Genomic DNA, 23,956 nt, shown 5'->3' on the forward strand with positions numbered 1-23,956 from the left:
CACCCGGTGATCGTGGGGCCACACCTATGCAACTTACTCATGACTTACTCGGTTCCCGATTCCGGCCATGAACGAGGCAGGATTGTGACCATGTCCAACACTCCCATGGCAGCGAACCCGCTCACCCGGGCCCTACTCGAGATCGACGAGTACGCCTCCGGCCTCGGCTGGGACCAGCCCGCTCGCCTCTTCGCCCTCGTCGACACCGCACGGCTGCGCACGCAGGAACCGGCTCTCGCCGCCCAGCTCGGTCTGGAGGACGACTCGGCGACCACCGGTCTCACCCCGATCGAGCAGGACGAAGTGCCAACGGACAAAGCGCTGGACGAGTTCCTGGGCACCATCGCCTGGCCGGACGCGGTGGTGGGCTGCGCGCTCACCGTGGAGCGGCTGATGCTGCCGCCGTCCGCCGAGAACCAGGTCCCGGAGGGGCTGAGCGAGGCCAAGCTGGCCAGGTGGGTGGCTCAGCACCCGGACCGGCAGGAGGTCCGGATGACGGTCGGCGTGCTGCGGGACGGCAGCCGCGACTCGGCGGTCCGGCTGCGCGAGAAGGACACGCCGACGGAGGTCCTCACCGGCCCCGACCTCGTGCCGGGCCTGGCGGAGGCGCTGAAGGCCACGTTCGCGGACTGAGCCCGCGGCCCGCGCGGACCGCGTCCGACGCGCCCGGGGGCCCGCACACGGCATCGGGGCGCCCCTCGTCAGGACGGGCGCCCCGGGCTCTTGCGGTCAGCCGCGGTTGCTCAGCCCTTGGCGGTGCACTTCGGCAGGGCGCCGGTGTCCCCGGCGCGGATGTCCTTGAGGGCGCCGAGGGCGTCGTCGATCGTCTTGACCTTGACCAGGGTGAGTCCGCCCGGGGTGTCCTTGGCGGCTTCGGCGCAGTTGTCGGCCGGCGTCAGGAAGTACTGGGCGCCCTTGCTGCGCGCCCCGATCGTCTTCAGGGCGATGCCACCGATCGGGCCGACCGTGCCGTCGTCGGCGATCGTCCCGGTGCCGGCGACGAACTTTCCGCCGGTGAGGTCGCCCGGGGTGAGCTTGTCGTAGATGCCGAGGGCGAACATGAGGCCGGCGCTCGGTCCGCCGACGTCGGCGAGCTTGATGTCGATGGAGAACGGGAACGTGTGGTCGGTGCCCGCGGAGATCCCGACGATCGCGCGCTTCTCCCCGTCGGCGGTGGCGGAGGTCGTGGTCACCGTGACGTTCTGCGTCCTGGTGGCCGTCTTGTCGGCCTTCTCGGCGGCGGCCTGCTCCTTGGCCGGTACGACCGTGAAGACGACGTCCTCGCCCGGCTTGTGCTTGGTCACCAGCGTCGCGACGTCGGTCGGCTGCTTGACCGCCTTGCCGTCGACGGCCTTGATCACGTCACCGGCGTGCAGCCTGCCCTCGGAGGGCGAGCCCTTGAGGACCGTCGAGACGATGACCCAGGACTGCACCGGGACGCCCAGCTCCTTCAGGGCGGCGACCTTCGCGCTCTCCTGGGACTCGCTGAACTCCTCGGCGTTCTCCTGGGTGGACTGCTGCTCGGTCTTGCCGTCCGGGTAGAGCGTGTCGTGCGGCACGACCTTGCTGTCGTGCGAGAGCCATCCGTAGACGGCCTCCACGAGGTTCATCTTGTAGTCGGCGCTGGTGACCCGCACCGTTGTCATGTTCAGGTGCCCGGAGGTCGGATAGGTCTTGTGACCGGAGATCTGCAGCACCGGCTCGCCACCGTGGTCCCCGAGCGTGTTCACGGTCGGGCCGGGCGACATCTCCGAGTACGGCACGTTGATGAGCACTCCGGCGCACAGGAGCGCGATCAGCATCAGGGTGGAGGCGAGCATCGTCGCGGTGCGGCGTGGCATGCAAAGACAGTACGGGACGTGTCTGTCAGCGCACCGTCAGGGCCACCCGTCGGACCGGCCTCAGCCGCCGGTGTGCGACCGCTCCATGGCCTCGCGGAATCGCGCGTAGCCGTCGAGTTCGGGGCCGTCGCTCCGTGCCCGCCTGGTCCGGCTGGCCCAGCTGCCCCACAGGCCGGCGGCGACCGCGGCCACAAGCGGAATCAGCAACCAGACGAGCGCCCCCATGCCGACCTCCCAACCCCTACGACCGTCCGCGACTGACTGATCAGCAGATTAATCATCCGCACTGACAACGCTCACGCGGGGGGTACGGTTACGCAACCGGAGGTCGGACAGGTGTTCTTCAGCAGGCTCCGACCCATTCCTCCGTCCCATCCGAGAACTTCTGGTGCTTCCAGATGGGCACTTCGTGCTTGATGTCGTCGATCAGCTTTCGACAAGCTTCGAAGGCATCACCGCGATGCGGACAGGACACGCCGACGACCACGGCGAGATCACCCACCCGCAGGTCCCCCACCCGGTGCACGGCGGCCAGCGCCCGCACCGGGTACTCGGCGGCGACCTTCTCGGCGATCCGCCGCATCTCGCTCTCCGCACTGGGATGACACGAATAGCCGAGCGCGTCCACGTCGGCGCCCCCGTCGTGGTTGCGCACGGTCCCGACGAACAGCGCGACACCCCCCGCGGCGTCGTCCCCGACGGCCGCGAAGACCTCGTCCACGGACAGCGCGCCCTCCCGGATCCCGATCAGCCTGACGGGATCTTCGGCACCCAGCTCACCGGGATGATCGTTCACAGCAGCCATGCCCCCATCGTGCCGCACGCCCGGGACCACGCGGAATACGCCCGACCACCGGTACGCGCGCGTGCCGGTTGGAGACTCCTACAGAAACGACGGCCCGACCGGAACACAGGTCCCACGCCCGCGGGGCGAGCCGAGGCCGTGCAAGCGGCGAGGGGGCGGGGTCCGGCCCTCAGATCCGCCGCCGGGCCTTGCGTGCCCGCCGTACCACGGCCGCCGCGCCCAGCAGCGCGACCGTCGCGCCCGCCGCGCCCGCCGCCGTCGCGTCCTTGCGGCCCAGCCGCCGCCCGGCCACCGTGTGCCGTCCCGCCGCCTCCTCCAGCAGCTCGGCGAGCACCTCCTCGTTCGTCCACGCGGGCCGCCAGCCCGCGTCGTGCAGCCGGCTGCCGCTGACCACCCACGGATACATCGTGTAGGCGAGATCCCCGGCGGGCGACGGCGTCAGCCCGATCCGGTGCAGCCGGGCCGCGGCGCCCAGCGCCACCGCGGACGGCAGCTCCATCCGCCGGATCCCGCTGAGCTCCTCGACCTCCTCCTGCTCGAGCCACCCGTCGCAGCCGACGGCGAGTTCCCCGTCGACCCGCTCCAGCACCGCGCACTCCAGCGCGCTGCACAGGTCCTCGACGTGACAGAACTGCCAGGCGGGCCGGGAGCCCGCCACGACGAGCAGACGGGGCGACTCGAAGTACCTGGTCAGTGCGGTGTCGGTGCCACCGACGAGGACCGCGGGGCGCACGACGGTGACATTGAGCCCGGGGTGCGCGCGGGGCGCCCGGCGCGCGAGCCGCTCGATCTCCAGGAGGTCGCCCACACCGGTGGCCTCCGCCGTGGCACGCAGCTCGGCGTCCTCCGACAGCGGCAGCTCGTTGTCCGGGAGCGCGCCGTAGACCATCGCGGAGGTGCACAGCACCACGCGGTGCACGCCGGCGGCGGCCGCCGCCGTCAGCACGGTCTGCGTTCCGCGCACGTTGTAGGCCGTACGGGCCGCCGGATCGGTCTCCAGATCCAGGTCGAGCGCGAGATGCACCACCACGTCGGCCCCGCGGAGCTTGTCCGCGATGGCCGGATCCCGCACGTCGAGAATGTGCCACTGCGCGTCCGCGCACTCCCCGCGCCGCTCGTCGATGGCGATGACCTGCTTGATCTCCTCGGAGGCGGCCAGCCGCTCGGTGAGCAGCGCGCCGACCCCGGTCGCGGCGCCGGTGACGGCGACGACCGGCCCGCGCACCGCGGCAGGGGTTGACGGGTTTCGCGCTGCGCGAACCTGCGGATCTGGGGAACTCACCGGGCGTCTCCAGCGGTTGTCTTCTGTACGAGCGTGAGTGACGCGTACGTACCAGGTGGCATCCATCCTGCCGCAGGCCGACTGTCGGCGAAGCACCGAGGCCCGATCGGGTCGGGGTGTCTACGCTGGGTGGTGTTGTCGGGCAGCCGCGCCGCCGGGAGAGAACCGGTGGCCTTACCAGCCGAGGATTCCCGTGAGTGACACCCCATTCGGTTTCGGCCTTCCGCCGGAGGAGCCGGAAGACGGCGACGAGGGCAAGAAGAAGGACCAGCAGAGCGGTGGTGGGCAGGGACCGGCCAACCCGTTCGGTTTCGGCGCATCCGGAGCCGGCGGCTTCGGCGGCCCCGGTGCCGACAATCCGTTCGCTGCCATGTTCGGTTCGCTGAACCCCACCGACCTGGGCGCCGCGTTCCAGCAGCTGGGCCAGATGCTCTCCTACGAGGGCGGCCCGGTGAACTGGGACATGGCCAAGCAGATCGCCCGCCAGACGGTCTCCCAGGGGACCTCCGACGGCGTCAAGGACGCGAGCGTGGGCCCCTCGGACCGCACGGCGGTCCAGGAGGCGGTCCGGCTGGCCGACCTGTGGCTCGACGACGCGACGTCGCTGCCCTCCGGTTCCGGCTCGGCCGTCGCGTGGTCACGCGCGGAGTGGGTGGAGGCGACGCTGCCCGCCTGGCAGGAGCTGGTCGACCCGGTCGCCGAGCGGGTCGGCGCCGCGATGGGCGACGTCCTGCCGGAGGAGATGCAGGCCATGGCCGGCCCGCTGATCGGCATGATGCGCTCGATGGGCGGCGCCATGTTCGGCACCCAGATCGGGCAGGCCGTCGGCGTGCTCGCGGGTGAGGTCGTCGGATCGACCGACATCGGCCTGCCGCTCGGCCCGATCGGCCGGGCCGCGCTGCTGCCGGTGAACATCGAGGCGTTCGGCAAGGACCTCGGCGTGCCCAAGGAGGAGGTGCGGCTGTACCTCGCGCTGCGCGAGGCGGCCCACCAGCGCCTGTTCGCTCACGTCGCATGGCTGCGCTCACACCTGTTCGGCGCGGTCGACGGGTACGCGCGCGGGATCAAGGTCGACACCGCGAAGCTGGAGGACGTGGTCGGCCAGTTCGATCCGCAGAACCCCGAGCAGCTTCAGGACGCGCTCCAGCAGGGCATGTTCCAGCCCGAGGACACGCCCGAGCAGAAGGCGGCGCTGGCCCGTCTGGAGACCGCGCTGGCGCTGGTCGAGGGCTGGGTCGACGCGGTGGTGCACGCGGCGGCCAAGCCGCGCCTGTCGTCCGCCGACGCGCTGCGCGAGACCCTGCGCCGCCGCCGCGCCACCGGCGGTCCCGCGGAGCAGACGTTCGCCACGCTGATCGGCCTGGAGCTGCGCCCGCGCCGGCTGCGCGACGCCTCCCGTCTCTGGGCCTCGCTCACCGACGCGCGCGGCGTCGACGGCCGTGACGCCCTGTGGGCGCACCCCGACATGCTGCCGACGGCCGGTGACCTGGACGACCCGGACGGCTTCGTCCACCGCGAGCAGCTGGACTTCTCCGAGCTGGACAAGATGCTCGGCGAGGCGGCCGAGAAGCCCGGCCTGCACAAGCCCGACCCGGACAAGCACACGGACCGGGACACGGACGAGAAGGACGAGCGGACAGAGGGCGACGAAACCGAGTGAGCCTGTACGACGACGTGGTCCTCGTCCTCAAGGGGTACGAGGACCAGGGAGAGCTGCGCCAGGCCTACCTGGACCATCTCGCGGCGCACCCCGACGGCATCTGGAAGGCCTGCCACGCGGGACATGTCACGGCGAGCGCGCTGGTCGTCGATCCCGAGCGCGGGCGGGTGCTGCTGACCCTGCACCGGAAGCTGCGCATGTGGCTGCAGATGGGCGGCCACTGCGAACCGGGTGACCCCACGCTGGCCGAGGCGGCCCTGCGGGAGGCCACCGAGGAGTCCGGGATCCCCGGGCTGACGCTGCTGCCCGGCGGCCCGGTCCGCCTGGACCGGCACCCGATCCCGGCGCCGTGCCACTGGCACTTCGACGTCCAGTACGCGGCCGTGGCCCCGTCCGGTGCCGCCCACGCGGTCAGCGACGAGTCGCTTGACGTGCGCTGGTTCGCCTACGACGAGGTCGCGGAGGTCGCCGACGACTCGGTCGTACGACTGCTGGAGGCGGTCCGGGCGCGGATCTGAACCGCCGGCCCGTGCGGGTAAGGGGCGCCGGCCACGGCACGCGCCCCTTACCCGGTGGCCGTCAGCTCCAGGCGTTCCCCTGGTTCATGCCACGCGCGCCCTGCTGGCCCATTCCGAACTGGGCGGCGAGGCCCTGGCCGATCTGGGCACCCTGCGGCGGCAGCAGTTCACTCGGCTGGACCAACGCGAAGCCACTTCCCATGAAGCTCAGCTCCCAGCCCTCGCCGGTGCTGCCGCGACGCCGCCACACCCCCGAGGAGTGCGTCTGGGCCTGCATCTGGACGCGCAGCCCGGTGGACCAGGCGACGATCGCGTCGGCGTCGCAGTTGACGTACTTGTCCGGCGTGACCTGCATCAGCAGCGGAGCACCCGAGGTCATCAGGGCGACCTTGCCGCGTCCGGTGATGTTGAGCTGGTACTTCCCGGAACCCGAGATGCCGTAGAGGCTGTCCACGGCGACCACCTCGTAGTGCAGCGAGGAGTCCATGGCGAGGACGTAGCCGCTGTCCACGGTCAGCCCCTCCTGCTCCACGTCCAGGACGTGCACGTGCTGGGCGAGGTTGGCGAGGTAGACCGTGCCCTGCCCGTGGCAGCGCATCAGGTCCAGGCCCTCGCCGGTGTACGCACGCGCGCGTGACTGCTGGTTGTTGGTGTACTCGGCGTCGAACTCGACGAGACCCTGGTAGGCGACCATCGTGCCCTTGCGGGCGAGGACGTCGTCGTGGCCCTCCAGGACGACCCGCAGCATCTGCTTGTTCTGCAGGCTGTAGCGGTCCCGGGCCTGGGAGTCGTTGAACGCGAAAAGCGGGCTCTGCATGATTGTCTGGCTCCCCCTCAGCCCCGGAAACGAAGGCGGTCGGTGCTGTCCTCGCTGGGCTGGACTACGACGATGCCCTGCCCGGAGAAGGCCATCTGGAAGGCCTCGCCGCTGCCCCGGCCGATCAGGGACTGCGCCTTGAAGCTGCGCTTGCCCTTCACCTTGAGGTTCGGCGACCAGGCGACCAGCGCGTCCGGGTCGACGTACGTCTCGTCCTCGCCACCGCCGCAGTCGACGACGATCGGCTTGCCACGGGAGGTCAGCGCGACCCAGCCCTGCCCTGAGATCTTGGTGTTCCACAGGCCCTGGCCGGCGAACTTCGCGAGCCCCTTCACCCGCTCCACGCCCCAGGTGAGGTGGGCGTCGAAGGCGAGCAGGTTGGTGGCGTTCACGGAGATGCCGTCGCCGTTGAGGTTGATGACGACGACGTTCGCCCCGTAGTCGGCGAGGTAGAGCAGGCCGTCTCCGGAGCACTTCATCAGCGGCGTGCCCTCGCCGGTCGCCCAGTCCCGGGCGATCTGGCGGACGGCCGGCGGGTTGGGCTCGTACTGGACGAAGCCCTCGTAGGCGACCATCGACCCCACGCGCGCGAGGAGGTCGCTGCCGGTCTGCATGGCGACCTTCAGCATGTGGTCGCCGTGGTTCTCCATGCGGGCGGTGACGGGTGCGGGGGCGTAGCCCGCGAGCGGCTGGTTCATGACGGGCTCCCTCAGACCTCGTACGGCTGGACCACGATGAAGTTGCCGGGGGCGCCCCGGAACTGCAGGTTGACGCTCTCGCCGGTGTCGCCGGGATAGGCGTTGCGGCGCATCCGGACCTGGCTGGAGACGATCACCTGGGAGGCCGCCGACCACGCGACCACGGCGTTGCAGTCGGCGAACGTCGTCGGTGTCACGGGCAGCACGACGGGCGTGCCGTGCGTCTTGACGACGATCGTGCCGGTGCCCTGGAACTGCATCGTGAACAGCGCGCCGCCGGGAATGCCGTGCCCCTCGATCCGGCGGACCTCGTACTGGAGGCTCTCGTCGAAGGCGAGGACGCTCTCGGCGGAGACGCAGATCGCGTCGCCCTGGAGCTCGATGGGGTGCAGGTACGCGGAGTTCTCGGCGAGGAACACCTGGCCGTTGCCGGTGCAGCGCATCAACTGCATCTCCTGGCCGGTCGCGTTGCCCACGATCCGGCCGGCGAACCCGGCGCCCTTGTAGCTGAAGTCGACCTTGCCCTGGTAGAGCACCATGCTGCCCTGCCGGGCGAGCGCGGGCTGGCCGCCCATGCCGAGGTCGACCCGGACCAGCTTGCTGTTCTGCTGCGTCCAGCGCTGCCCGGTGGGCGTCTCCTTGAACTTCTGGAGCGCCGGCCCCACCCCGGCACCGCCCTGGGGGGCGCCCTGCGGAACTCCGTAGGTCTGCTGGCCGGGCACCTGCCCGAACGGCGGCTGCTGGCCGTAGCCCGGGGGCGGTCCCGGGGCCTGGGGCGTCTGCGGGTAGCCCGGCAGCGGGGGCGCGGGCTGCGGGGCCGCCGGGGGCCCGCCGTAGCCGGGCGGCATGGGCGCGCCGGGAGCCGGCGGCTGGCCGTAGGGCGAGGGCACCGGGGACGGCGGCGGGACGGTGCCGGGGGCGAGCGGGGCGATGACGGTGGGCGCGCCGTGCACGTTCGGATGCGGCGCGGGCCCGGGGGCCGGGGGCGGGGTGAAACCCTGGGGCGCGGGGGCCGGGGTGTACGGCGGCGCGGGCGCGGGGGGTGCCGGGGCGGGGGTCGGTGCGGACCCGGCCGGCGCGGCGAACGCGGGCGGCGCGAATCCGGGCGCGGAGCCGGCCTGCGACGGCTGCGGCTCGGGCGCGGCGGGCGCCTCCTCCTCCATCACCTCGCCGCCGAAGTTCTTCAGCAGCGCCTCCAGACCGCCGTCGAAACCCTGCCCGACGGCGGCGAAGCGCCACACGTCCTTCAGGTAGAAGTCGCCCAGCATCACGGCGCGTTCGGTGGAGAACTCGGAGCCGTCGAACGCGTAGCGGGCCACCTCCTCGCCGCCCGCGACGATCCGGAGGTATCCGGGCCCGACCTGCGACATCTGGCCGGCGCCGTCGAGGGTCGCCGTGAACGCCAGCTTCTGGATCTGCGGCGGGATCCGGTCCAGCGTGATCCGGAAGGACTCGGTGTCGCCCGCCTGCGCACCCAGCAGCTGGATGGACTCCTCGGGGGACTTCGGCTGGTTGAAGAAGACGAAGTACCGGTCGTCCGACAGCCGTTCGTCGGCGTCCAGGCCGAAGCAGCTGATGTCGAAGGACAGGCCGGGCCCGGCGATCTGCACACCTACGTACAGATCCGTGCCCGCCGTCAGGTCACTGATCCTGGCCTTGTGGCCGCGTTGGAATTCCCTGGCCATGTGCTACGACCGTCCCCCATCCCGAATGTGAGTGCGTCGCGCCAGGCTAACGGCTAACTCGGACATCGGAGGAAGTCGGTACAGACCCGGTACACAACCGGGCTCGGCCGGTCCCGGGGGAAACGGCCGCCCGGGCGGTCACTCGTCGCGGACTCCGGGCAGGTGGGGCAGCCGGTCGGCGGCGACCACCCCTTCGAGGTAGCCCCGGGCCCGTTCGGTCCGCGGATAGACGTCCAGGAGCCGCCAGAAGTCGGGACCGTGTCCGGGTACCAGCAGATGTGCCAGTTCATGACAGAGCACGTAGTCGACGACGTACTCGGGCATGCCCTGGAGCCGGTGCGAGAGCCGGATGCTGCCCTCGGCGGGGGTGCAGGAGCCCCAGCGCGTGTTCTGGTTGGTGACCCAGCGCACCGTGGCGGGGCGGGCCCGGCCGTCGAAGTACTGGGCCGAGAGCCGTTCGGCGCGCTCGACCAGTTCGACGTCACCCAGCACTCGCTTGCTCTCCTGGGCGGCGAGCTTGTTGAGCATGACGGTGACCCAGCGTTTCTCCTCCGCCTCGGACATCCGGGCGGGGATCAGTACGACGGTGCGATCGCCCTCGCGGTACGCGGAGACCGTCCGGCGGCGCCGGGCGCTTCTGCGAACCTCGATCGCGCTCACCCCCAAGCCGCTGGGCGGCTGGCTCGTCATGCTGCGCTGTGGGTTTCCGGCGCGGTGCAGTGGGTCGGCGGGCACGCCCCGACGTTACCCGCTGCGCACGTGGGAAGTCCCGGGTCCGGGACGGTTCGATGCCGATCCCCCACCATGCGTCTGATTTGTACGACGAATACCCACCGCCTGTGGATAACTTTCGACGCCCGAACGGCGGGCCGGGCATGCTGGCAGTCGTCGGGCGGAGCGTGACCGGCTCCACCCGCCGACAGGGATCTTCCACCACCTTCGACGGCCACGGGGGACTGTCATGCATCCGTTGATGAAGCCCGCGCTGCGGCGCGGCTGGCGTGATCTCAACACCGTGCAGTTCGGGATGACACCGGCGCACGCGATGACGCTGGGTCCCATGGACCCGGCGACCGGCAGCTTCCTGGACCTGCTCGACGGCGCCCGCGGGCTCCCGCTGCTGCGCGCCGAGGGACGGCGCATGGACCTGCCGGACGGGCACGTCGACGCGCTGGTCGAGCAGCTGTCACGGGCCGGGCTCGTCGACGACGCCCACGGCGGCGGACCGGCCGCGGCGGCGCTGCGCGCGAAACGCGAGGTCCTGCACCGGCTCGGCCCCGATCTCGCGTCGCTGTCCCTGATCACTCCGGAGCCGGGCGGCGCGATCGCCCGGCTCGCGGCCCGGCGCGCCCAGCGGGTGCAGGTGCGGGGTGCGGGCCGGGTCGGTGTCACGCTGGCCGCACTGCTGTCGGGCGCGGGCGTCGGCGAGGTGGACGTACGGGACGTGGGCCACGTCCAGCCGTGGGACGTGGCGCCGGGCGGACTGCCCGCGGAGGCGATCGGCGAGCGGCGCGACGAGGCGGCCCGTGGAGTCGTCCGCCGCGCGGCCCCGGATCACCCGCCGCGCCGTACGGAGCCGGCCGGGGAGGAGCCCGGCCTCTCCCTGGTGATCATCGCACCGCGCGACGACGTCCTCGTGCACGCCCCGGACGCGGGCGCCGCCGAACCGCTCATGGCCTCCGGGACACCTCATCTCCACACAGGTGTCGTGGAGGGCACCGGCGTCGTCGGCCCGCTCGTCCTGCCCGGCGGGACCGGCTGCGCCCGCTGCCTGCACGAACACCGCGTGGACCGGGACCCGGCCTGGCCTCGTCTGATCGCCCAGTGGCGGTCCGGGCGTGCCCGCCGGGTGGGGGCCTGCGACCTGACACTGGCCGCGGCCGTGGCGGGACTGGCCGCCGCACACGCCCTGGCCCACCTCGACGGGGAGCTGCCCTCCGCCACCGGAGTGCGCTGGGAGGCGTCCGTGCCCACTCTGCACTGGCAGGCGCGGCCGGTCCGGCCGCATCCCGCATGCCCGTGCGGAGCGGCGGAGAAAGCTAAAGGGGAGCACTCATCCGAGGACGGGGCTCCGCACGAGACAATGGTGGTGCAACGGCCGTCGGCGGAGCGAGAAGAACGCACGGACGCCGCGTGGCCGACTGGGACTTGGAGGGCGCATGTCTGATCTTCCCCGGAAGGCGGTCACCCGGACCGCCAAGCTCGCCGCGCTCCCGCTCGGCATCGCCGGCCGGGCGACCTGGGGTCTGGGCAAGCGCATCGTGGGTGAGTCCGCGGAGCTGGTCGGCCGCGAACTCCAACAGCGCACCGCGGAGCAACTCTTCAAGGTTCTCGGAGAGTTGAAGGGCGGGGCCATGAAGTTCGGGCAGGCCCTGTCCGTCTTCGAGTCCGCCCTCCCCGAGGAGATCGCCGGTCCCTACCGTGCGGCTCTCACCCGGCTCCAGGACGCCGCGCCGCCGATGCCGACCCGCACCATGCACGCGGTGCTCGCCGAGCGCCTGGGCGAGGACTGGCGGGAGCTGTTCCTGGAGTTCGAGGAGAAACCCGCGGCGGCGGCCTCGATCGGCCAGGTGCACCGGGCGGTGTGGCACGACGGCCGGGTGGTCGCGGTCAAGGTGCAGTACCCGGGAGCCGGTGAGGCCCTGCTGTCCGACCTCGGACAACTGAGCCGCTTCGCCCGCCTGCTGGGTCCGCTGATCCCGGGCATGGACATCAAGCCGCTGATCGCGGAGTTGCGCGACCGGGTCTCGGAGGAGCTGGACTACGCCCTGGAGGCGCAGGCCCAGTCCGCGCACGCCGAGGAGTTCGCCGGCGACCCCGACGTGGTGGTCCCCGCGGTGGTGCACCAGTGCGAGCAGGTCCTGGTCACGGAGTGGATCGACGGCATACCGCTCTCCGAGATCATCTCGCGGGGTACGCAGGAGCAGCGCGACCGGGCCGGCCAGCTCCTGGCGCGGTTCCTGTTCTCGGGCCCGGCCCGCACCGGGCTGCTGCACGCGGACCCGCATCCGGGGAACTTCCGGCTGCTGCCCGGCGGACCCGAGCACGAGGAGGAGTGGCTCCTCGGTGTGCTGGACTTCGGAACCGTCGACCGCCTCGCGGGCGGTCTGCCCACCCCCATCGGCGACTCCCTGCGCATGACGCTGGACGGTGACGCCGAGGCGGTCTACGAACTGCTGCGCGCCGAGGGGTTCGTGAAGGACTCGATAGAGCTGGACCCCGACGCGGTCCTGGACTACCTGCTGCCGATCATCGAACCCGCGCAGGTCGACGAGTTCACCTTCACCCGCGACTGGATGCGCAGCCAGGCCGCCCGCATCGCCGACCCCCGCAACCCCGCCTACCAGCTGGGCAAACAGCTCAACCTGCCGCCTTCCTACCTGCTGATACACCGGGTGACCCTGAGCACCATCGGTGTGCTGTGCCAGCTCGGCGCGACGGTACGGCTGCGAGAGGAACTGGAGGGATGGCTTCCCGGGTTCCTGCTCGAAGACGCGGACCTCGAAGAGAACGGGCCCGAAGAGGACGGCTCCGAAGAGGACGGGCCCGAAGAGGCCGAGGTGCCGGAAGCCAGGGGGGCGGAGGCCGGAGTGGCGGAGGCCGGGGTGGCGGAGGCCGGAGTGGCGGAGGCCGGGGTGACGGAGGCCGCCGTGGAGGCCCAGTAGGGGCGCCGCGGCACACCGATCCGCGCGCAACGCACCGCGGGGGCCGGTCCGTTCGGCCGGACCGGCCCCCGCGTGAAGCCTTCGCCGCCCTGGACCGGGAGGCCACCGCTTCAGGTGTTCAGGATCACTGCATGACGGCCATGGCGAGCGCGCGGCGGGCGCGCATCGAGGCGCGCTCGGCGCGGCGCTGCATCCGGCGAGCGGTCGCCAGACGCACGGCGCGGCTTTCCCGCTCGGCCTGGTGCATTCGCTCGTGCATATGCGCACGAGCCAGCGCTTCTGGGATGAGTTGCATCTCGCGGGTCCTGTTCTGACGCGAGCCGGTGGTCTTACCGGCGAGGGTGAAGTCTGGGATCGCGGAGCCGGTGGGCTCGCTGGTGGACGGCTTCATCGGGGCCTGCTTCTTGGGATCGTGCGTGAGGGGACGGTCGATCGTTCCGTGGATGTTCATGCCGAGACCGGGTTCTTGCGCGGGCGGCCACGGGGCCGCTTGCGGGCGACGACGACACCCTGGACGAACAGCTCGCCACCCCAGACGCCCCAGGGCTCACGCCGCTCCTTGGCACCGGCGAGGCAGGCCTCGATCAGCGGGCAGGTACGGCAGAGGGACTTGGCGTACTCGACGTCCGCCGGCGACTCCGCGAAGAAGACCTCCGGGTCGTACGAACGGCAGGGGACGGGTACGCCGAGGTTCTCGATGGCGTCGTCGAGCGCGGTGAGCGCGGTGAGGGGGATCAAGGTGGAGTCCTCCGTGGAGCCGGGCGGCGGGATCGTTTGGGAAGGCGGTACGGACGGGGCGTGCGCTTCGAGTTGCACGGCTGTTGTTCCTCGTCTGGTCGTGCCGGTCGGGTTGGACCGGTTGGCGGCTGGTACCGGGTTCTGCTCGTGCCCGAGGCTCCTTCGCCGTTCGTCCCTGGGGTGGGGACAAACAGAAGGGCCGCGGATCCCGGATGGGGTTCCGCGGCCCTGAAGGCGCCGGCCTGATCGATTCAGGCTGGATCACTCCAGGGTTCTGGCCCACGGAAGGCCCACATCAGGTGGTGCTGCGTCGTCTGCTTCCGGCTTCCGGCACCGGTCGCCGTAAAGGCATAGGCCTGGGCCCGTGCCACTACTGCTTCCAGTGCCTGTGTCGGTCGCTCATTGCCCTCACGGACGGGAAGGCCCGCGAGAGAAACGGAGGAGGACGCCGGACGCACGGCACGAATGCCGGACAGACCGGTGCCCAGGTTCGAGACGCCGAGCATGCACGCGGAGACGGCCGAGAGATCGGTCATTTTGGCCGCACTGATGTTGGTCTTGATGCTGATCACTGGACTCGCCTCCTCTCGGCGTCTATGGGGACTGGGGCGAACCAGTCCACTCGGATATGCAAGTACAACACGGAACCGGGCCTTCGAGAAGGCCGCCGCTTCCGTGCCTAGAACCTATGGGGATTGCCGGGGCATGCGCAAACTATTTTTTCGACGAGTTGGCATCAGTCCCCATCTCCCGCTCCTCCGGGCTGCCGACCTGCGCAGATGGCCAGAACATCGGCTCCGTAACGGTTGAGCTTGCGCATGCCGACGCCGGGAATCCGGGCCAGCTCACGGTCGTCGTCCGGCGCGCTCTCGGCGATCGCCACCAGCGTCCTGTCCGTGAAGACGCAGAAGGCGGGCTGGCCGCTGAGCCGGGCCTGGTCCGCGCGCCACTCCCGCAACCGCTCGTAGAGGCCTTCGTCCATGTCCGACGGGCAGCCGTCGCAGCGCATCAGTTTCATCTCGCCGGCGTCCGTCAGGGTGCGACCGCACACCCGGCAGCGGGCGGGGGTCCGCTGGGTACGCCTGGGGGCGGCCACGGAGCCCGCGGTGAAACCGCGTTCGACGCCCGCGGTGCCGGAGCCGGAGCCGCGTCCGACGGTGCCGGTGGAGCCGGGGCGCAGCCCGTCAAGGAAGCGGCTGGGCCGGCGGCCGGCGCGGCCGCCGGGGGTACGGGAGAGCGACCAGGACAGATGGAGCCGCTCCCGGGCCCGGGTCACGCCGACATAGAGGAGACGCCGTTCCTCCTCGATCTGCTCGTCGGTCTTCGCATAGGTGATCGGCATCATCCCCTCGGCGACACCGACCAGGAAGACGACGTCCCACTCCAGGCCCTTCGCCGAGTGCAGGGAGGCGAGGGTGACGCCCTGGACCGTAGGGGCGTGCTGGGCGTTCGCGCGCTCGTCGAGTTCCGTCACGAACTCGGCGAGAGAGGCGGCGGGCCGGGCGGCGGTCACGTCGTGCGCCAGGTTGACCAGGGCCGCCAGTGACTCCCAGCGCTCCCGGACCGCGCCCGAGCCGGCCGGCGGCTCGGTGGTCCAGCCCTCCCCGGAGAGGACCGCGCGCACCTGGGAGGGCAGGTCGACGGTGTCCTCGAGCAGCACGTCGTTGCCGCCGAAGCGGGCCGCGGCACGCAGGGCGACCCCCGCCTTGCGCACCTCGGGCCGGTCGAAGAACCGCTCGGCGCCGCGCAACTGGTAGGGCACGCCGGCGTCGGCCAGGGCCTGCTCGTAGATCTCGGACTGGGAGTTGGTGCGGAACAGGACGGCGATCTCGGCGGCCGGGACCCCGGCGTCGACGAGTTCGCGGATCCGGCGCGCGGCGCCCTCGGCCTCGGCGGGCTCGTCGGTGTACTCGGTGTGGACGGGTTCGGGTCCCGCGGGACGCTGGGAGATCAGTTCCAGGCGGTGGTCGGCGGCCCGGCCGCGGGCCTGGGCCAGCAGGCCGTTGGCGAGGTGGACGACCTGGGGGGTGGAGCGGTAGTCGCGGACCAGCTTGACGACGGTGGCCCCGGGGTGGCGGGTACGGAAGTCGAGCAGATGGTCGGGGGTTGCTCCTGTGAACGAGTAGATGGTCTGGCTGGCGTCTCCGACCACGCACAGGCTGTCCCGGTCGCCGAGCCACAGCTCCAGCAGACGCTGCTGGAGGGGGCTGACGTCCTGGTACTCGTCGACGACGAAGTGCTGGTACTGGGCACGGACCTGCTCGGCGATGTCGTGCCGGTCCTGCAGGACGGCGACGGTGAGCAGCAGGACGTCCTCGAAGTCGATGACCCCTCGCCCCCGCTTCAGGTCCTCGTAGACCGAGTAGATCTGGGCGATCTCGGCCGGGTCCCGGGGAGCCTCACGGCCGGTCTTCGCGACGGCGGGCGGATAGTCGGCGGGGACGGTCTGGGTGACCTTGGACCACTCGATCTCGGCGGTGACGTCCCGCAGCTCGCCCCGGTCGAGCCGGATACGGCAGGCGGCGGCCGCGTCCGCGACCAGTTGGATCTTGCGGTCGATGAGCCGGGGCAGCGAGCCACCGACGGCTTTCGGCCAGAAGAACTGGAGCTGGCGGAGCGCGGCCGAGTGGAAGGTACGGGCCTGCACGCCCTGGGCGCCGAGCTGGCGCAGCCGGCCGCGCATCTCCCCGGCGGCCCGGTTGGTGAAGGTGACGGCGAGCACGCTGGACGGCTGGAGCACCCCGGCCCGGACCCCGTAGGCGATCCGGTGGGTGATCGCCCGGGTCTTGCCGGTACCGGCTCCGGCCAGCACGCACACCGGCCCGTGCAGGGCGGTCGCCACCTCGCGCTGCTCGGGGTCGAGCCCGTCGAGCACCGCGTCGGCAGAGTCCGGTGCCTGCGGGAAGAGGGAGGAGTGCGTTGCTGCTGTCACACCGCCATGCTGCCAGGTCACCGAAGACCGCTGTGCCGGTTGTCCACAGGCGGCCTCTCGTAGTCGTACTAATGCGGCAGGCGTCACCTCGGGGTGACGGGCGCTGCGGGAATGGCGGAGGGGGCGCGTACGTTCCCCTCCTGCATGATTTTCCCGACCTGCTTAAGGAGCGCGAGCGAGATGCAGGGCACTGTGACGATGTACAGCACCACGTGGTGCGGCTACTGCCGCCGGCTGAAGAGCCAGATGGACCGCGAGGGCATCGCGTACACCGAGATCAACATCGAGCAGGACCCGGAGTCGGCCGCTTTCGTCGAGAAGGCGAACGGCGGAAACCAGACGGTCCCGACGGTGCTCTTCGCCGACGGCTCCACCCTGACGAACCCCTCGCTGGCCCAGGTCAAGCAGAAGATCAGCGTGTAGTCGTCCCGCGCTCGCCCGCGTTCCGCGCCCCCGGCGTCCGGCGCGGCGGAGCGCGGGCGCACGCTCCTCACCAAGGCGGTCCCTGACCCGGTTCAGGGACCGCCTTCGCGTTCGCCGTCGTCCGGCTTGTCCCACACCAGGGTGTACCGCCACAGCAGCCGCCGCCGGTATCTGCGGCCGGGAAGCAGGTGTGCGGTGGCCCGCCGGGCTTCCTTCCAGTTCATGATCGGATTCTCGACGGGCATGCCGGACGGACCCCGCTCGGTGCCGCGCCTGCGCGCACGCAGCACCAGCGACGCCGGGACTCCGCACCCGCTGATCACCCGGTCCACGAGGGTGCGGTTGTACGCCATGCCGACGACGACCAGCCGCCCGCCGGGCGCGAGCAGCCGCACCAGCCGGGCGATCGCGTCGTCGAACGGGGCGTGGTGGACGACGGCCACCGCGCTGACGAAGTCGAAGCTTCCCTCGGTGAGGAGCGTGCCGTCGAGGTAGTCACCTTCCAGGAAGGTGACGTTCCCCGGGTCGTCCCTCTTCTGCGCCAGCCGGATCATCTCCGCCGACCGGTCCACGCCGGTCACCGACTCCGCCCGGGCCGCGAGCGCGGTGGCGAGCAGGCCGTCGCCGCAGCCCACGTCCAGGGCGGCCCGGCAGCCGGGCGGCACGGCGTCGAGCACCACCGGGTGGTAGTGGACGTTGTGGTTCCAGTAGGTGTCGTGGATGTCGGTGCTGTCGTGGGTGTCGGTCATCAGCAAGGTCGCCGTCTCAGACGAAGCTCCGCGTCGGCAACGGCTTGCCGTACCACATCTCGATCAGGCGGGCCGCGATGGAGATCCCGTACGGCGGCTGGACGTCGCCGGAGTCGAAGGCGGCTCCCAGTTCGTCGCGGGAGAACCAGCGGGCCTCGTGGATCTCGTCGCCGTCGACGTTGATCTCGGTCGAGGTGGCGTGCGCCATGAAGCCGAGCATGAGGCTGGACGGGAACGGCCAGGGCTGGCTGGCGACGTACTCGACCGGGCCGACGGTGATCCCGGCCTCCTCGAAGACCTCCCGGCGCACCGCCTGCTCGATGGACTCACCGGGCTCCACGAAGCCGGCGAGGGTGGAGAAGCGCCCCTCGGGCCAGTGCACCTGGCGGCCGAGCAGGATACGGTCCTCCTCGTCGGTCACGGCCATGATCACGGCGGGGTCGGTGCGCGGGTAGTGCTCGGCGCCGCAGGCGGGGCAGCGGCGGATGTGCCCGGCGGCGGCGATCACCGTGCGTTCGCCGCAGCGGGAGCAGAAGCGGTGGGTGCGCTGCCAGTTCTCCAGACCGACCGCGTGCACCATCAGGCCCGCGTCGCGCGGGGACAGCAGCAGGCCCGCCTCGCGCAGCCCGGCCGGGCGCGCGGACTGGTCGATCCTGCCGGGCAGCCCGTCCTTCTGCAGCGCGAAGTAGCTGACGCCGTCCTCGTCGGTGCCCAGGAAGTAGCGGTGCGCCTCGGTGAGGGGGGCCTCGAAGGAGGGGGTCATGACGAGCTCGGTACGGCCGTCGGGCGTCTCGTCGATGAGGACCTGGCCACCGGAGACCACGAAGCAGCGGGTGTCCGGGTGGCTCCACGCCGCCGCCAGCCAGGCCTCGTCGAGCCGGTGGTGGGCAGCGCGGTCGATGCCGCTCGGGGCGGTGAGCGAGATGGGTCGGTCGGCGGTGTGGTCGGTCCAGGTGGTCACGGGTGCTTCCAACTCCCCCAGTGCAGCGGATGTTTCAGCGGGCGGTTCAGCAGGACGAAGGGCGGGAGGAGACCGGGTCGGGCGGGTACGGGGCGGGTGGCACGGTCCTTCCAGTGTGCCCCGCGCGCGGTGCCGCTCCGGACGGCGCGGACGGGTCAGGGGGCATGGCGCCAGTTCTCGGCCAGGTCACCCCACAGGTAGGCGCTGGTCTCCACACCCTTCAGGAGAAGGTCCAGATCAACCTTCTCGTCAGGGGCGTGCCAGCCGTCGGAGGGCACGGAGATGCCCAGGAAGAGTACGGGCGCCCCCAGGACGTCCTGAAGATCCGCGGCGGGCCCTGAGCCACCCGAACGGGTGAACCGGACGGGTCCCTCGAAAGCGCGGCCCATGGCGCGGGCCAGCGACTGGAGGCCCGGGTCGTCGAGCGGGGTGAGACAGGGGCGGGTGGCCGGCAGGAAGGTGATCTCGGCGCGGATCCCGGCGGGGATCCGCTCGGTGGCCCAGGCGCGTACGGCCTTCTCGACGTACTCGGGTTCCTGGCCCGCGACCAGCCGGAACGACAGCTTGGCCATCGCCGAGGACGGGATGATCGTCTTGCTGCCGGGGCCCTGGTAGCCGCCGCCGATGCCGTTGACCTCGGCGGTGGGGCGGGACCAGACGCGCTCCAGGGTGGTGTACCCGGCCTCGCCCTCGGTGGCGTACGAGTGCGCTTCGCGCAGCCACTCCTCCTCGTCGAACGGCAGCTCGGCCCAGAGCCGACGCTCGTGCGCGCTCGGTTCCACGATGCCGTCGTAGAAGCCGGGGACCGCCACGCGCCCCTGGTCGTCGTGGAGCGCGGCGACCAGGCGGGCCACCACGGTGGCCGGGTTCGGGACGGCGCCGCCGAAGGCACCGGAGTGGATGTCCTGGTCGGGGCCGTGCAGGACGATCCCGCATTCGACGAGCCCGCGCATGCCCGTGCACACCGTCGGGGTGTCCTCGGACCACATGCCGGTGTCGGAGACGATCACGGTGTCCGCGGCGAGCCGGTCCGCGTGTTCCTCGACGAGCGCCCGGAAGTGCGGGGAGCCGGACTCCTCCTCGCCCTCGATCAACAGCTTCAGGTTGACGGCGGGGGCGGTGCGGCCGGTGGCGGCGAGGTGGGCGCGGACACCGAGTGTGTGGAAGAACACCTGGCCCTTGTCGTCGGCCGCCCCGCGCGCGTGGAGGCGGTTTCCCCGGACGACGGGCTCGAAGGGTTCGCTGTCCCAGCCGTCCGCCCGCGCGGCGGGCTGCACGTCGTGGTGGCCGTAGACGAGGACCGTGGGCGCCCCGGGGTCGCCCGAGGGCCATTCGGCGAAGACCGCGGGAGCGCCCGGTGTCTCCCAGACCTCGGCGGTCGGGAAGCCGGTCCTGCCGAGTTCAGCGGCGAGCCAGTCGGCGCTGCGCCGGACATCGGCGGCGTGCTCGGGCTGGGCCGACACGGAGGGGATGCGCAGCCACTCGGTGAGGCGGTCCAGGAAGACGGCGCGGTGCTGCTCGATGTACGTGCGGACGGCGCTGTCCGGGGTCTGGCTCATGGTCACGAGCCTATCGGCCCGCGCGGACATCCTCGGCGGGCGGTTCGTCACACTCGGCCCCGCCCGCGCTCACCCGCTCTCGCCCGTCTTCACCCACACTCGCCCGTCTTCACCCGCTCTCACCCGTCCTGCCCGATGATCAGTCTTTCCAGGGCGGCCCGGTCCGGCAGGCCCTCCGGCCGCTCCACCTCTCCGGTGCGGACGTGCACGAAGGCCACGGTGACCGACTCCGGCGGCACACCCTGCTGCTCGGCCCAGCCGATCCGGTAGATCGCGAGCTGGAGCGGATCGGCGGGACGGGTGCGGCTCGTCTTCCAGTCGACGATCTCGTACGTCGCCTCGTCGCCGTCCCCGGTGCGGTAGACGGCGTCGATCCGGCCCCGGACGACCCGCCCGGCCAGCGCCAGCTGGAAGGGGGCCTCCACACGGTAGGGCGTGCGCCGGGCGTACTCGGTGCGTTCGAAGGCCTCCTTGAGGGCTTCGAGGTCGCGTTCGTCGGCGATCTCGGCATCGCTTCCCGGCAGCTCGTCGGGGTCCAGCATGGGCAGGGTGAGCTCTTCGAAGCGCGCCTCCACCCAGGCGTGGAAGCGGGTGCCCCGGCGTGCGGCGGGTTGCGGAGGGCGGGGCATGGGGCGCGCGAGTTCCTGCGCGAGCCCGTCCGGGTCCTCGGCCAGCCTCATCAGCTGGGTGGCGGAGAGCGTGGCCGGCAGGGGCACGTCGGTGACGCCGCGGCGCGCGTGCAGCAGCTCGCCGGTGAGGGCGTCGAGGTCGCGGTCCCAGGAGGCGATCGCGCGGGTCTCCTCCGGCGTGAGGAGGGCGTGCTCCGGGACGCGCGCGTGCTCGGACCCGGCCGCGCGCGCGTGCTCCGGCGAATGGTCGGCGGGGTGGTCGACGGACGTGGCCTGGTGCGGGACCGTGGGGCGGTCGGCGCTCAGGGAGTCCCAGTCGGCGGTGTCCTCGTCCGGGAGGTCGTCCTCGTAGGGACCCGGTTCCGCGTAGGGATCGGGCTCCGCGTAGGGGTCCGGCTCCTCGTCGTCGGGTGGCGGGGGCCACTCCGGGTCCTCGGCGGTGGCGGCGTCGGGGCCGGCCGGCGGCCGGCCGGTCCCGCCCGCAGTGAGCGTGTCCAGGTGGGCGAGAACGGTCTCGGCGGCCGCGCGGCGGCGGGCCAGGGCGGCCTCGTCGAGGGGCAGCGGCCACACCTGGTCGGCGCTCACCGCGTGCAGGGCCGGGTTCTCCTCGTCCTCCTCCGGTTCCTCGGCCCAGGCCTCGATCTCGCCGTGGCCGGCGACGCAGTGCTCGTACAGGGCCCGCAGGAAGTCGGAGGGGCCGCGCGGCTTCTTCTGGCTGGGGCCCCACCAGTGCCCGGAGCCGAGGAGCAGGGAGCGGGGGCGGGTGAAGGTGACGTAGCCGAGGCGCAGCTCCTCGGTGTGCTGGTGGTCCTTCATCGCCTCGTGGAAGGCCTTCATGCCCCGCGAGTCCCAGGCGTCGACCTCGGGCAGGGTGTCCCGGTCGCCGCGCAGGGCGTGCGGCAGCACCTTGGCCTGAGCGGTCCACTTCTCGCGGCCCTGACCGCTCGGGAAGGTGCCCCGGACCAGGCCGGGTACGACGACGACGTCCCACTCCAGGCCCTTGGAGCGGTGCGCGGTCAGCACCTTGACGGTGTTCTCGCCGCCGGGCAGGGCGTTGTCGAGGCCCTTCTCGTACTGGGCGGCGGTGCGCAGGAAGCCGAGGAAGGCGAGCAGGGTCGCCTCCTGGTCCCCGGCCGCGAAGGAGGCCGCGACGTCCAGGAAGTTGGACAGCGTCTCGCGGCGGCGGGCGGCCAGCGCGTGCGGGGAGGCCGACAGCTCCACCTCCAGGCCGGTGACCGCGAGGACCCGGTGCAGGACGTCCATCAGCGGGTCGGACAGCGAGCGGCGCAGTTCGCGCAGCTCGGTGGCCAGCCGGGCGAAGCGCACGCGCGCGTCCGCCGAGAAGGGCAGTCCGTCGTCCTGCCGCTCGGTGCCGATCGGCAGCTCCAGGAAGGTGTCCAGAGCGTCCGCGAGCGATATCACCTCGGCCGGGTCGACCCCTTCGACCGCCGCGGCGAGCCTGCGGTCCGGGTCGTCGGCGTCGCCCACGCGCGCGTGGGACACCAGCAGCCGGGCGCGGCGCCCCAGGAGGGCGAGGTCGCGCGGGCCGATGCGCCAGCGCGGGCCGCTCAGCAGCCGCACCAGGGAGGCGTTGGCCCCCGGGTCCTGGAGGACCTCGCAAACGGCGACGAGATCGGCGACCTCGGGCAGGTGGAGCAGTCCGGAGAGGCCGACCACCTCGACGGGGACGTCCCGTCCGACGAGGGCGCCCTGGATCTCCGCGAAGTCGGTCGCCGTACGGCACAGGACCGCGATCTCGCCGGGTGCCGTGCCGGTGCGGACGAGATGGGCGACGGAGTCGGCGATCCACTCCATCTCGTCGGCGTGGGTCGGCAGCAGCGCGCAGCGGACCGTGCCGTCGAGTTCCGCGCCGGGGGCCGGGCGAAGGGCCGCCACGCCCGCGTGCATGGCGCGCAGCGGCTCGGCGAGGCCGTTGGCGAGGTCGAGGAGGCGTCCGCCGCTGCGGCGGTTCTCGCTGAGCGCCTGGCGGGTGGCGGGGCTGCCGTCGGCGTGCGCGAAGTGCTCGGGGAAGTCGTCCAGGTTGGCGACGGAGGCGCCGCGCCAGCCGTAGATGGCCTGGCAGGGGTCGCCGACGGCGGTCACGGGGTGCCCGGTGCCGCCGCCGAACAGCCCCGCCAGCAGCACCCGCTGGGCCACCGAGGTGTCCTGGTACTCGTCGAGGAGTACGACCCGGAACTCGTCGCGCAGCAGCCGGCCCACCTCGGGGATGCCGGCCAGCGCGGCGGACAGCGCGATCTGGTCGCCGAAGTCCAGCAGGTCCCGTTCGCGCTTCGCGGTTCGGTAGCGCAGGACGAGTTCGGCCAGTTCGCGGCGGGCGGCGGCCGCTTCGGGGACCTTGCGCAGGTCGGCGTTGCCGAGCTTGACGGCCGCGAGGGTGTTCAGCAGGTCGGCGTCGAAGGCGCGCAGGTCCTCGGGGCGCACGAGGTGTTCGGCGAGTTCGGAGTCGAGGGCGAGCAGGTCGCCGACCAGATCGGCGAAGGAGCGGGTGAGCGCCGGATAGGGGCCGGGGGCCTCGCGCAGCACCCGCGCGGCGAGCTGGAAGCGGGTGGCGTCGGCCAGCAGCCGGGAGGCCGGCTCCAGTCCGATGCGCAGGCCGTGGCCGGTCAGCAGCCGGCCGGCGAAGGCGTGGTAGGTCGAGACGACCGGTTCGCCCGGCGGGTTGTCGGGGTCGATGGTGTCGGGGTCGGTGACGCCGGCCGCGACGAGCGCCCTGCGGACGCGTTCGGCGAGCTCGCCGGCCGCCTTGTTGGTGAAGGTCAGCCCGAGGACCTGTTCCGGGGCCACCTGTCCGGTGCCGACCAGCCAGACCACGCGGGCCGCCATCACCGTCGTCTTGCCCGACCCGGCGCCGGCCACGATCACCTGGGGGGCGGGCGGCGCGGTGATGCAGGCCGTCTGCTCCGGGGTGAACGGGATGCCGAGGAGCTCCTTGAGCTGCTCGGGGTCGGTGATGAGTGCGGACATGACGGAAAA

General features: G+C 72.0%; 22 protein-coding genes. 6 read left to right on the plus strand and 16 right to left on the minus strand.

Annotation, left to right across the window (positions count from 1 at the left end):
• Positions 1–90: 90 nt before the first annotated feature.
• Positions 91–633 (plus strand): PPA1309 family protein, encoded by a 543-nt coding sequence (locus tag ACFY3I_RS10665; protein WP_390860274.1) that lies wholly within the window; start codon positions 91–93, stop codon positions 631–633.
• 110 nt (positions 634–743) lie between these two features.
• On the opposite strand, the gene ACFY3I_RS10670 is transcribed toward ACFY3I_RS10665, so the two are convergent.
• From ACFY3I_RS10670 to ACFY3I_RS10685, 4 genes are all read right to left on the minus strand, one after another.
• Positions 744–1,841, minus strand: a complete 1,098-nt coding sequence (locus tag ACFY3I_RS10670) for a PDZ domain-containing protein (RefSeq protein WP_390860275.1) — start codon at positions 1,839–1,841, stop codon at positions 744–746.
• 60 nt (positions 1,842–1,901) lie between these two features.
• The gene (locus tag ACFY3I_RS10675) at positions 1,902–2,066 is read right to left on the minus strand and encodes a hypothetical protein (RefSeq protein ID WP_365290568.1); all 165 of its coding nucleotides are present in this window, start codon (positions 2,064–2,066) and stop codon (positions 1,902–1,904) included.
• Between the two features lie 118 nt (positions 2,067–2,184).
• Positions 2,185–2,646 (minus strand): molybdenum cofactor biosynthesis protein MoaE, encoded by a 462-nt coding sequence (locus ACFY3I_RS10680; RefSeq protein WP_365290566.1) that lies wholly within the window; start codon positions 2,644–2,646, stop codon positions 2,185–2,187.
• Positions 2,647–2,815: 169 nt separating this feature from the next.
• Positions 2,816–3,928, minus strand: a complete 1,113-nt coding sequence (locus ACFY3I_RS10685; RefSeq protein ID WP_365290564.1) for an SDR family oxidoreductase — start codon at positions 3,926–3,928, stop codon at positions 2,816–2,818.
• Positions 3,929–4,121: 193 nt separating this feature from the next.
• Here ACFY3I_RS10685 and ACFY3I_RS10690 point away from each other — a divergent pair, with 193 nt between their 5' ends.
• Both ACFY3I_RS10690 and ACFY3I_RS10695 read left to right on the plus strand, forming a co-directional pair.
• Positions 4,122–5,588 carry a zinc-dependent metalloprotease gene (locus ACFY3I_RS10690; protein WP_390860276.1) on the plus strand — a complete coding sequence of 489 codons (1,467 nt, stop codon included), beginning with the start codon at positions 4,122–4,124 and terminating at the stop codon, positions 5,586–5,588.
• On the plus strand, positions 5,585–6,106 hold the full coding sequence (locus tag ACFY3I_RS10695; RefSeq protein ID WP_390860277.1) for an NUDIX hydrolase: 522 nt from the start codon (positions 5,585–5,587) through the stop codon (positions 6,104–6,106). Before ACFY3I_RS10690 ends, ACFY3I_RS10695 begins: the two co-directional genes overlap by 4 nt.
• A gap of 61 nt (positions 6,107–6,167) precedes the next feature.
• On the opposite strand, the gene ACFY3I_RS10700 is transcribed toward ACFY3I_RS10695, so the two are convergent.
• The 4 genes from ACFY3I_RS10700 to ACFY3I_RS10715 all read right to left on the minus strand — a co-directional run bounded on the left by ACFY3I_RS10700 (position 6,168) and on the right by ACFY3I_RS10715 (position 10,041).
• Complete coding sequence (locus ACFY3I_RS10700) at positions 6,168–6,923, minus strand: AIM24 family protein (protein WP_362722996.1); 756 nt, start codon at positions 6,921–6,923, stop codon at positions 6,168–6,170.
• A 17-nt stretch (positions 6,924–6,940) separates the two neighbouring features.
• The gene (locus tag ACFY3I_RS10705; RefSeq protein WP_365290557.1) at positions 6,941–7,621 is read right to left on the minus strand and encodes an AIM24 family protein; all 681 of its coding nucleotides are present in this window, start codon (positions 7,619–7,621) and stop codon (positions 6,941–6,943) included.
• An 11-nt stretch (positions 7,622–7,632) separates the two neighbouring features.
• On the minus strand, positions 7,633–9,306 hold the full coding sequence (locus tag ACFY3I_RS10710; protein WP_390860278.1) for a TerD family protein: 1,674 nt from the start codon (positions 9,304–9,306) through the stop codon (positions 7,633–7,635).
• A gap of 138 nt (positions 9,307–9,444) precedes the next feature.
• Positions 9,445–10,041: a M48 family metallopeptidase gene (locus ACFY3I_RS10715; RefSeq protein WP_390860279.1), complete on the minus strand. Its 597-nt coding sequence runs from the start codon at positions 10,039–10,041 to the stop codon at positions 9,445–9,447.
• A 226-nt stretch (positions 10,042–10,267) separates the two neighbouring features.
• On the opposite strand from ACFY3I_RS10715, the gene ACFY3I_RS10720 reads away from it, so the two are divergent.
• Both ACFY3I_RS10720 and ACFY3I_RS10725 read left to right on the plus strand, forming a co-directional pair.
• Positions 10,268–11,473, plus strand: a complete 1,206-nt coding sequence (locus tag ACFY3I_RS10720; RefSeq protein ID WP_390860280.1) for a TOMM precursor leader peptide-binding protein — start codon at positions 10,268–10,270, stop codon at positions 11,471–11,473.
• Positions 11,466–12,971, plus strand: a complete 1,506-nt coding sequence (locus ACFY3I_RS10725; RefSeq protein ID WP_390860281.1) for an ABC1 kinase family protein — start codon at positions 11,466–11,468, stop codon at positions 12,969–12,971. Before ACFY3I_RS10720 ends, ACFY3I_RS10725 begins: the two co-directional genes overlap by 8 nt.
• A gap of 124 nt (positions 12,972–13,095) precedes the next feature.
• Here ACFY3I_RS10725 and ACFY3I_RS10730 read toward each other — a convergent pair whose 3' ends face one another.
• From ACFY3I_RS10730 to ACFY3I_RS10745, 4 genes are all read right to left on the minus strand, one after another.
• Entirely contained in the window at positions 13,096–13,422 is a 327-nt protein-coding gene (locus tag ACFY3I_RS10730) for a hypothetical protein (RefSeq protein WP_365290548.1), read from the minus strand.
• A complete protein-coding gene (locus ACFY3I_RS10735; protein ID WP_365290546.1) occupies positions 13,419–13,787 on the minus strand; it encodes a WhiB family transcriptional regulator in 369 nt (122 codons plus the stop codon). The genes ACFY3I_RS10730 and ACFY3I_RS10735 overlap by 4 nt, the downstream gene beginning before the upstream one ends.
• A gap of 173 nt (positions 13,788–13,960) precedes the next feature.
• On the minus strand, positions 13,961–14,245 hold the full coding sequence (locus tag ACFY3I_RS10740) for a hypothetical protein (protein ID WP_390860506.1): 285 nt from the start codon (positions 14,243–14,245) through the stop codon (positions 13,961–13,963).
• Positions 14,246–14,445: 200 nt separating this feature from the next.
• Positions 14,446–16,641: an ATP-dependent DNA helicase UvrD2 gene (locus ACFY3I_RS10745; RefSeq protein WP_390860282.1), complete on the minus strand. Its 2,196-nt coding sequence runs from the start codon at positions 16,639–16,641 to the stop codon at positions 14,446–14,448.
• Between the two features lie 180 nt (positions 16,642–16,821).
• Between ACFY3I_RS10745 and ACFY3I_RS10750 the strand changes: the two genes are divergently transcribed.
• On the plus strand, positions 16,822–17,064 hold the full coding sequence (locus ACFY3I_RS10750) for a mycoredoxin (protein WP_264926508.1): 243 nt from the start codon (positions 16,822–16,824) through the stop codon (positions 17,062–17,064).
• Positions 17,065–17,156: 92 nt separating this feature from the next.
• Here the strand turns inward: ACFY3I_RS10750 and ACFY3I_RS10755 are convergent, their stop codons facing one another.
• From ACFY3I_RS10755 to ACFY3I_RS10770, 4 genes are all read right to left on the minus strand, one after another.
• Positions 17,157–17,813, minus strand: coding sequence for a class I SAM-dependent methyltransferase (locus tag ACFY3I_RS10755; RefSeq protein WP_390860283.1), 657 nt, complete (start codon positions 17,811–17,813; stop codon positions 17,157–17,159).
• Positions 17,814–17,829: 16 nt separating this feature from the next.
• A complete protein-coding gene (gene nudC / locus ACFY3I_RS10760) occupies positions 17,830–18,774 on the minus strand; it encodes an NAD(+) diphosphatase (RefSeq protein ID WP_390860284.1) in 945 nt (314 codons plus the stop codon).
• A 155-nt stretch (positions 18,775–18,929) separates the two neighbouring features.
• Positions 18,930–20,333 (minus strand): dipeptidase, encoded by a 1,404-nt coding sequence (locus ACFY3I_RS10765; RefSeq protein WP_390860285.1) that lies wholly within the window; start codon positions 20,331–20,333, stop codon positions 18,930–18,932.
• 119 nt (positions 20,334–20,452) lie between these two features.
• On the minus strand, positions 20,453–23,947 hold the full coding sequence (locus ACFY3I_RS10770; protein WP_390860286.1) for a UvrD-helicase domain-containing protein: 3,495 nt from the start codon (positions 23,945–23,947) through the stop codon (positions 20,453–20,455).
• Positions 23,948–23,956: the final 9 nt, after the last annotated feature.

Source organism: Streptomyces sp. NPDC001068 (genome assembly GCF_042897315.1).
Classification (GTDB): Bacteria; Actinomycetota; Actinomycetes; order Streptomycetales; family Streptomycetaceae; genus Streptomyces.

Bases quoted from the DNA above. Each gene is read 5' to 3' on its own strand.
- ACFY3I_RS10665 (WP_390860274.1), top strand. From the start codon at position 91: ATGTCCAACACTCCCATGGCAGCGAACCCGCTCACCCGGGCCCTACTC.
- ACFY3I_RS10670 (WP_390860275.1), bottom strand. From the start codon at position 1,841: ATGCCACGCCGCACCGCGACGATGCTCGCCTCCACCCTGATGCTGATC.
- ACFY3I_RS10675 (WP_365290568.1), bottom strand. From the start codon at position 2,066: ATGGGGGCGCTCGTCTGGTTGCTGATTCCGCTTGTGGCCGCGGTCGCC.
- ACFY3I_RS10680 (WP_365290566.1), bottom strand. From the start codon at position 2,646: ATGGCTGCTGTGAACGATCATCCCGGTGAGCTGGGTGCCGAAGATCCC.
- ACFY3I_RS10700 (WP_362722996.1), bottom strand. From the start codon at position 6,923: ATGCAGAGCCCGCTTTTCGCGTTCAACGACTCCCAGGCCCGGGACCGC.
- ACFY3I_RS10705 (WP_365290557.1), bottom strand. From the start codon at position 7,621: ATGAACCAGCCGCTCGCGGGCTACGCCCCCGCACCCGTCACCGCCCGC.
- ACFY3I_RS10710 (WP_390860278.1), bottom strand. From the start codon at position 9,306: ATGGCCAGGGAATTCCAACGCGGCCACAAGGCCAGGATCAGTGACCTG.
- ACFY3I_RS10720 (WP_390860280.1), top strand. From the start codon at position 10,268: ATGCATCCGTTGATGAAGCCCGCGCTGCGGCGCGGCTGGCGTGATCTC.
- ACFY3I_RS10725 (WP_390860281.1), top strand. From the start codon at position 11,466: ATGTCTGATCTTCCCCGGAAGGCGGTCACCCGGACCGCCAAGCTCGCC.
- ACFY3I_RS10730 (WP_365290548.1), bottom strand. From the start codon at position 13,422: ATGAACATCCACGGAACGATCGACCGTCCCCTCACGCACGATCCCAAG.
- ACFY3I_RS10740 (WP_390860506.1), bottom strand. From the start codon at position 14,245: ATGACCGATCTCTCGGCCGTCTCCGCGTGCATGCTCGGCGTCTCGAAC.
- ACFY3I_RS10750 (WP_264926508.1), top strand. From the start codon at position 16,822: ATGCAGGGCACTGTGACGATGTACAGCACCACGTGGTGCGGCTACTGC.
- ACFY3I_RS10755 (WP_390860283.1), bottom strand. From the start codon at position 17,813: ATGACCGACACCCACGACAGCACCGACATCCACGACACCTACTGGAAC.
- ACFY3I_RS10765 (WP_390860285.1), bottom strand. From the start codon at position 20,333: ATGAGCCAGACCCCGGACAGCGCCGTCCGCACGTACATCGAGCAGCAC.
- ACFY3I_RS10770 (WP_390860286.1), bottom strand. From the start codon at position 23,947: ATGTCCGCACTCATCACCGACCCCGAGCAGCTCAAGGAGCTCCTCGGC.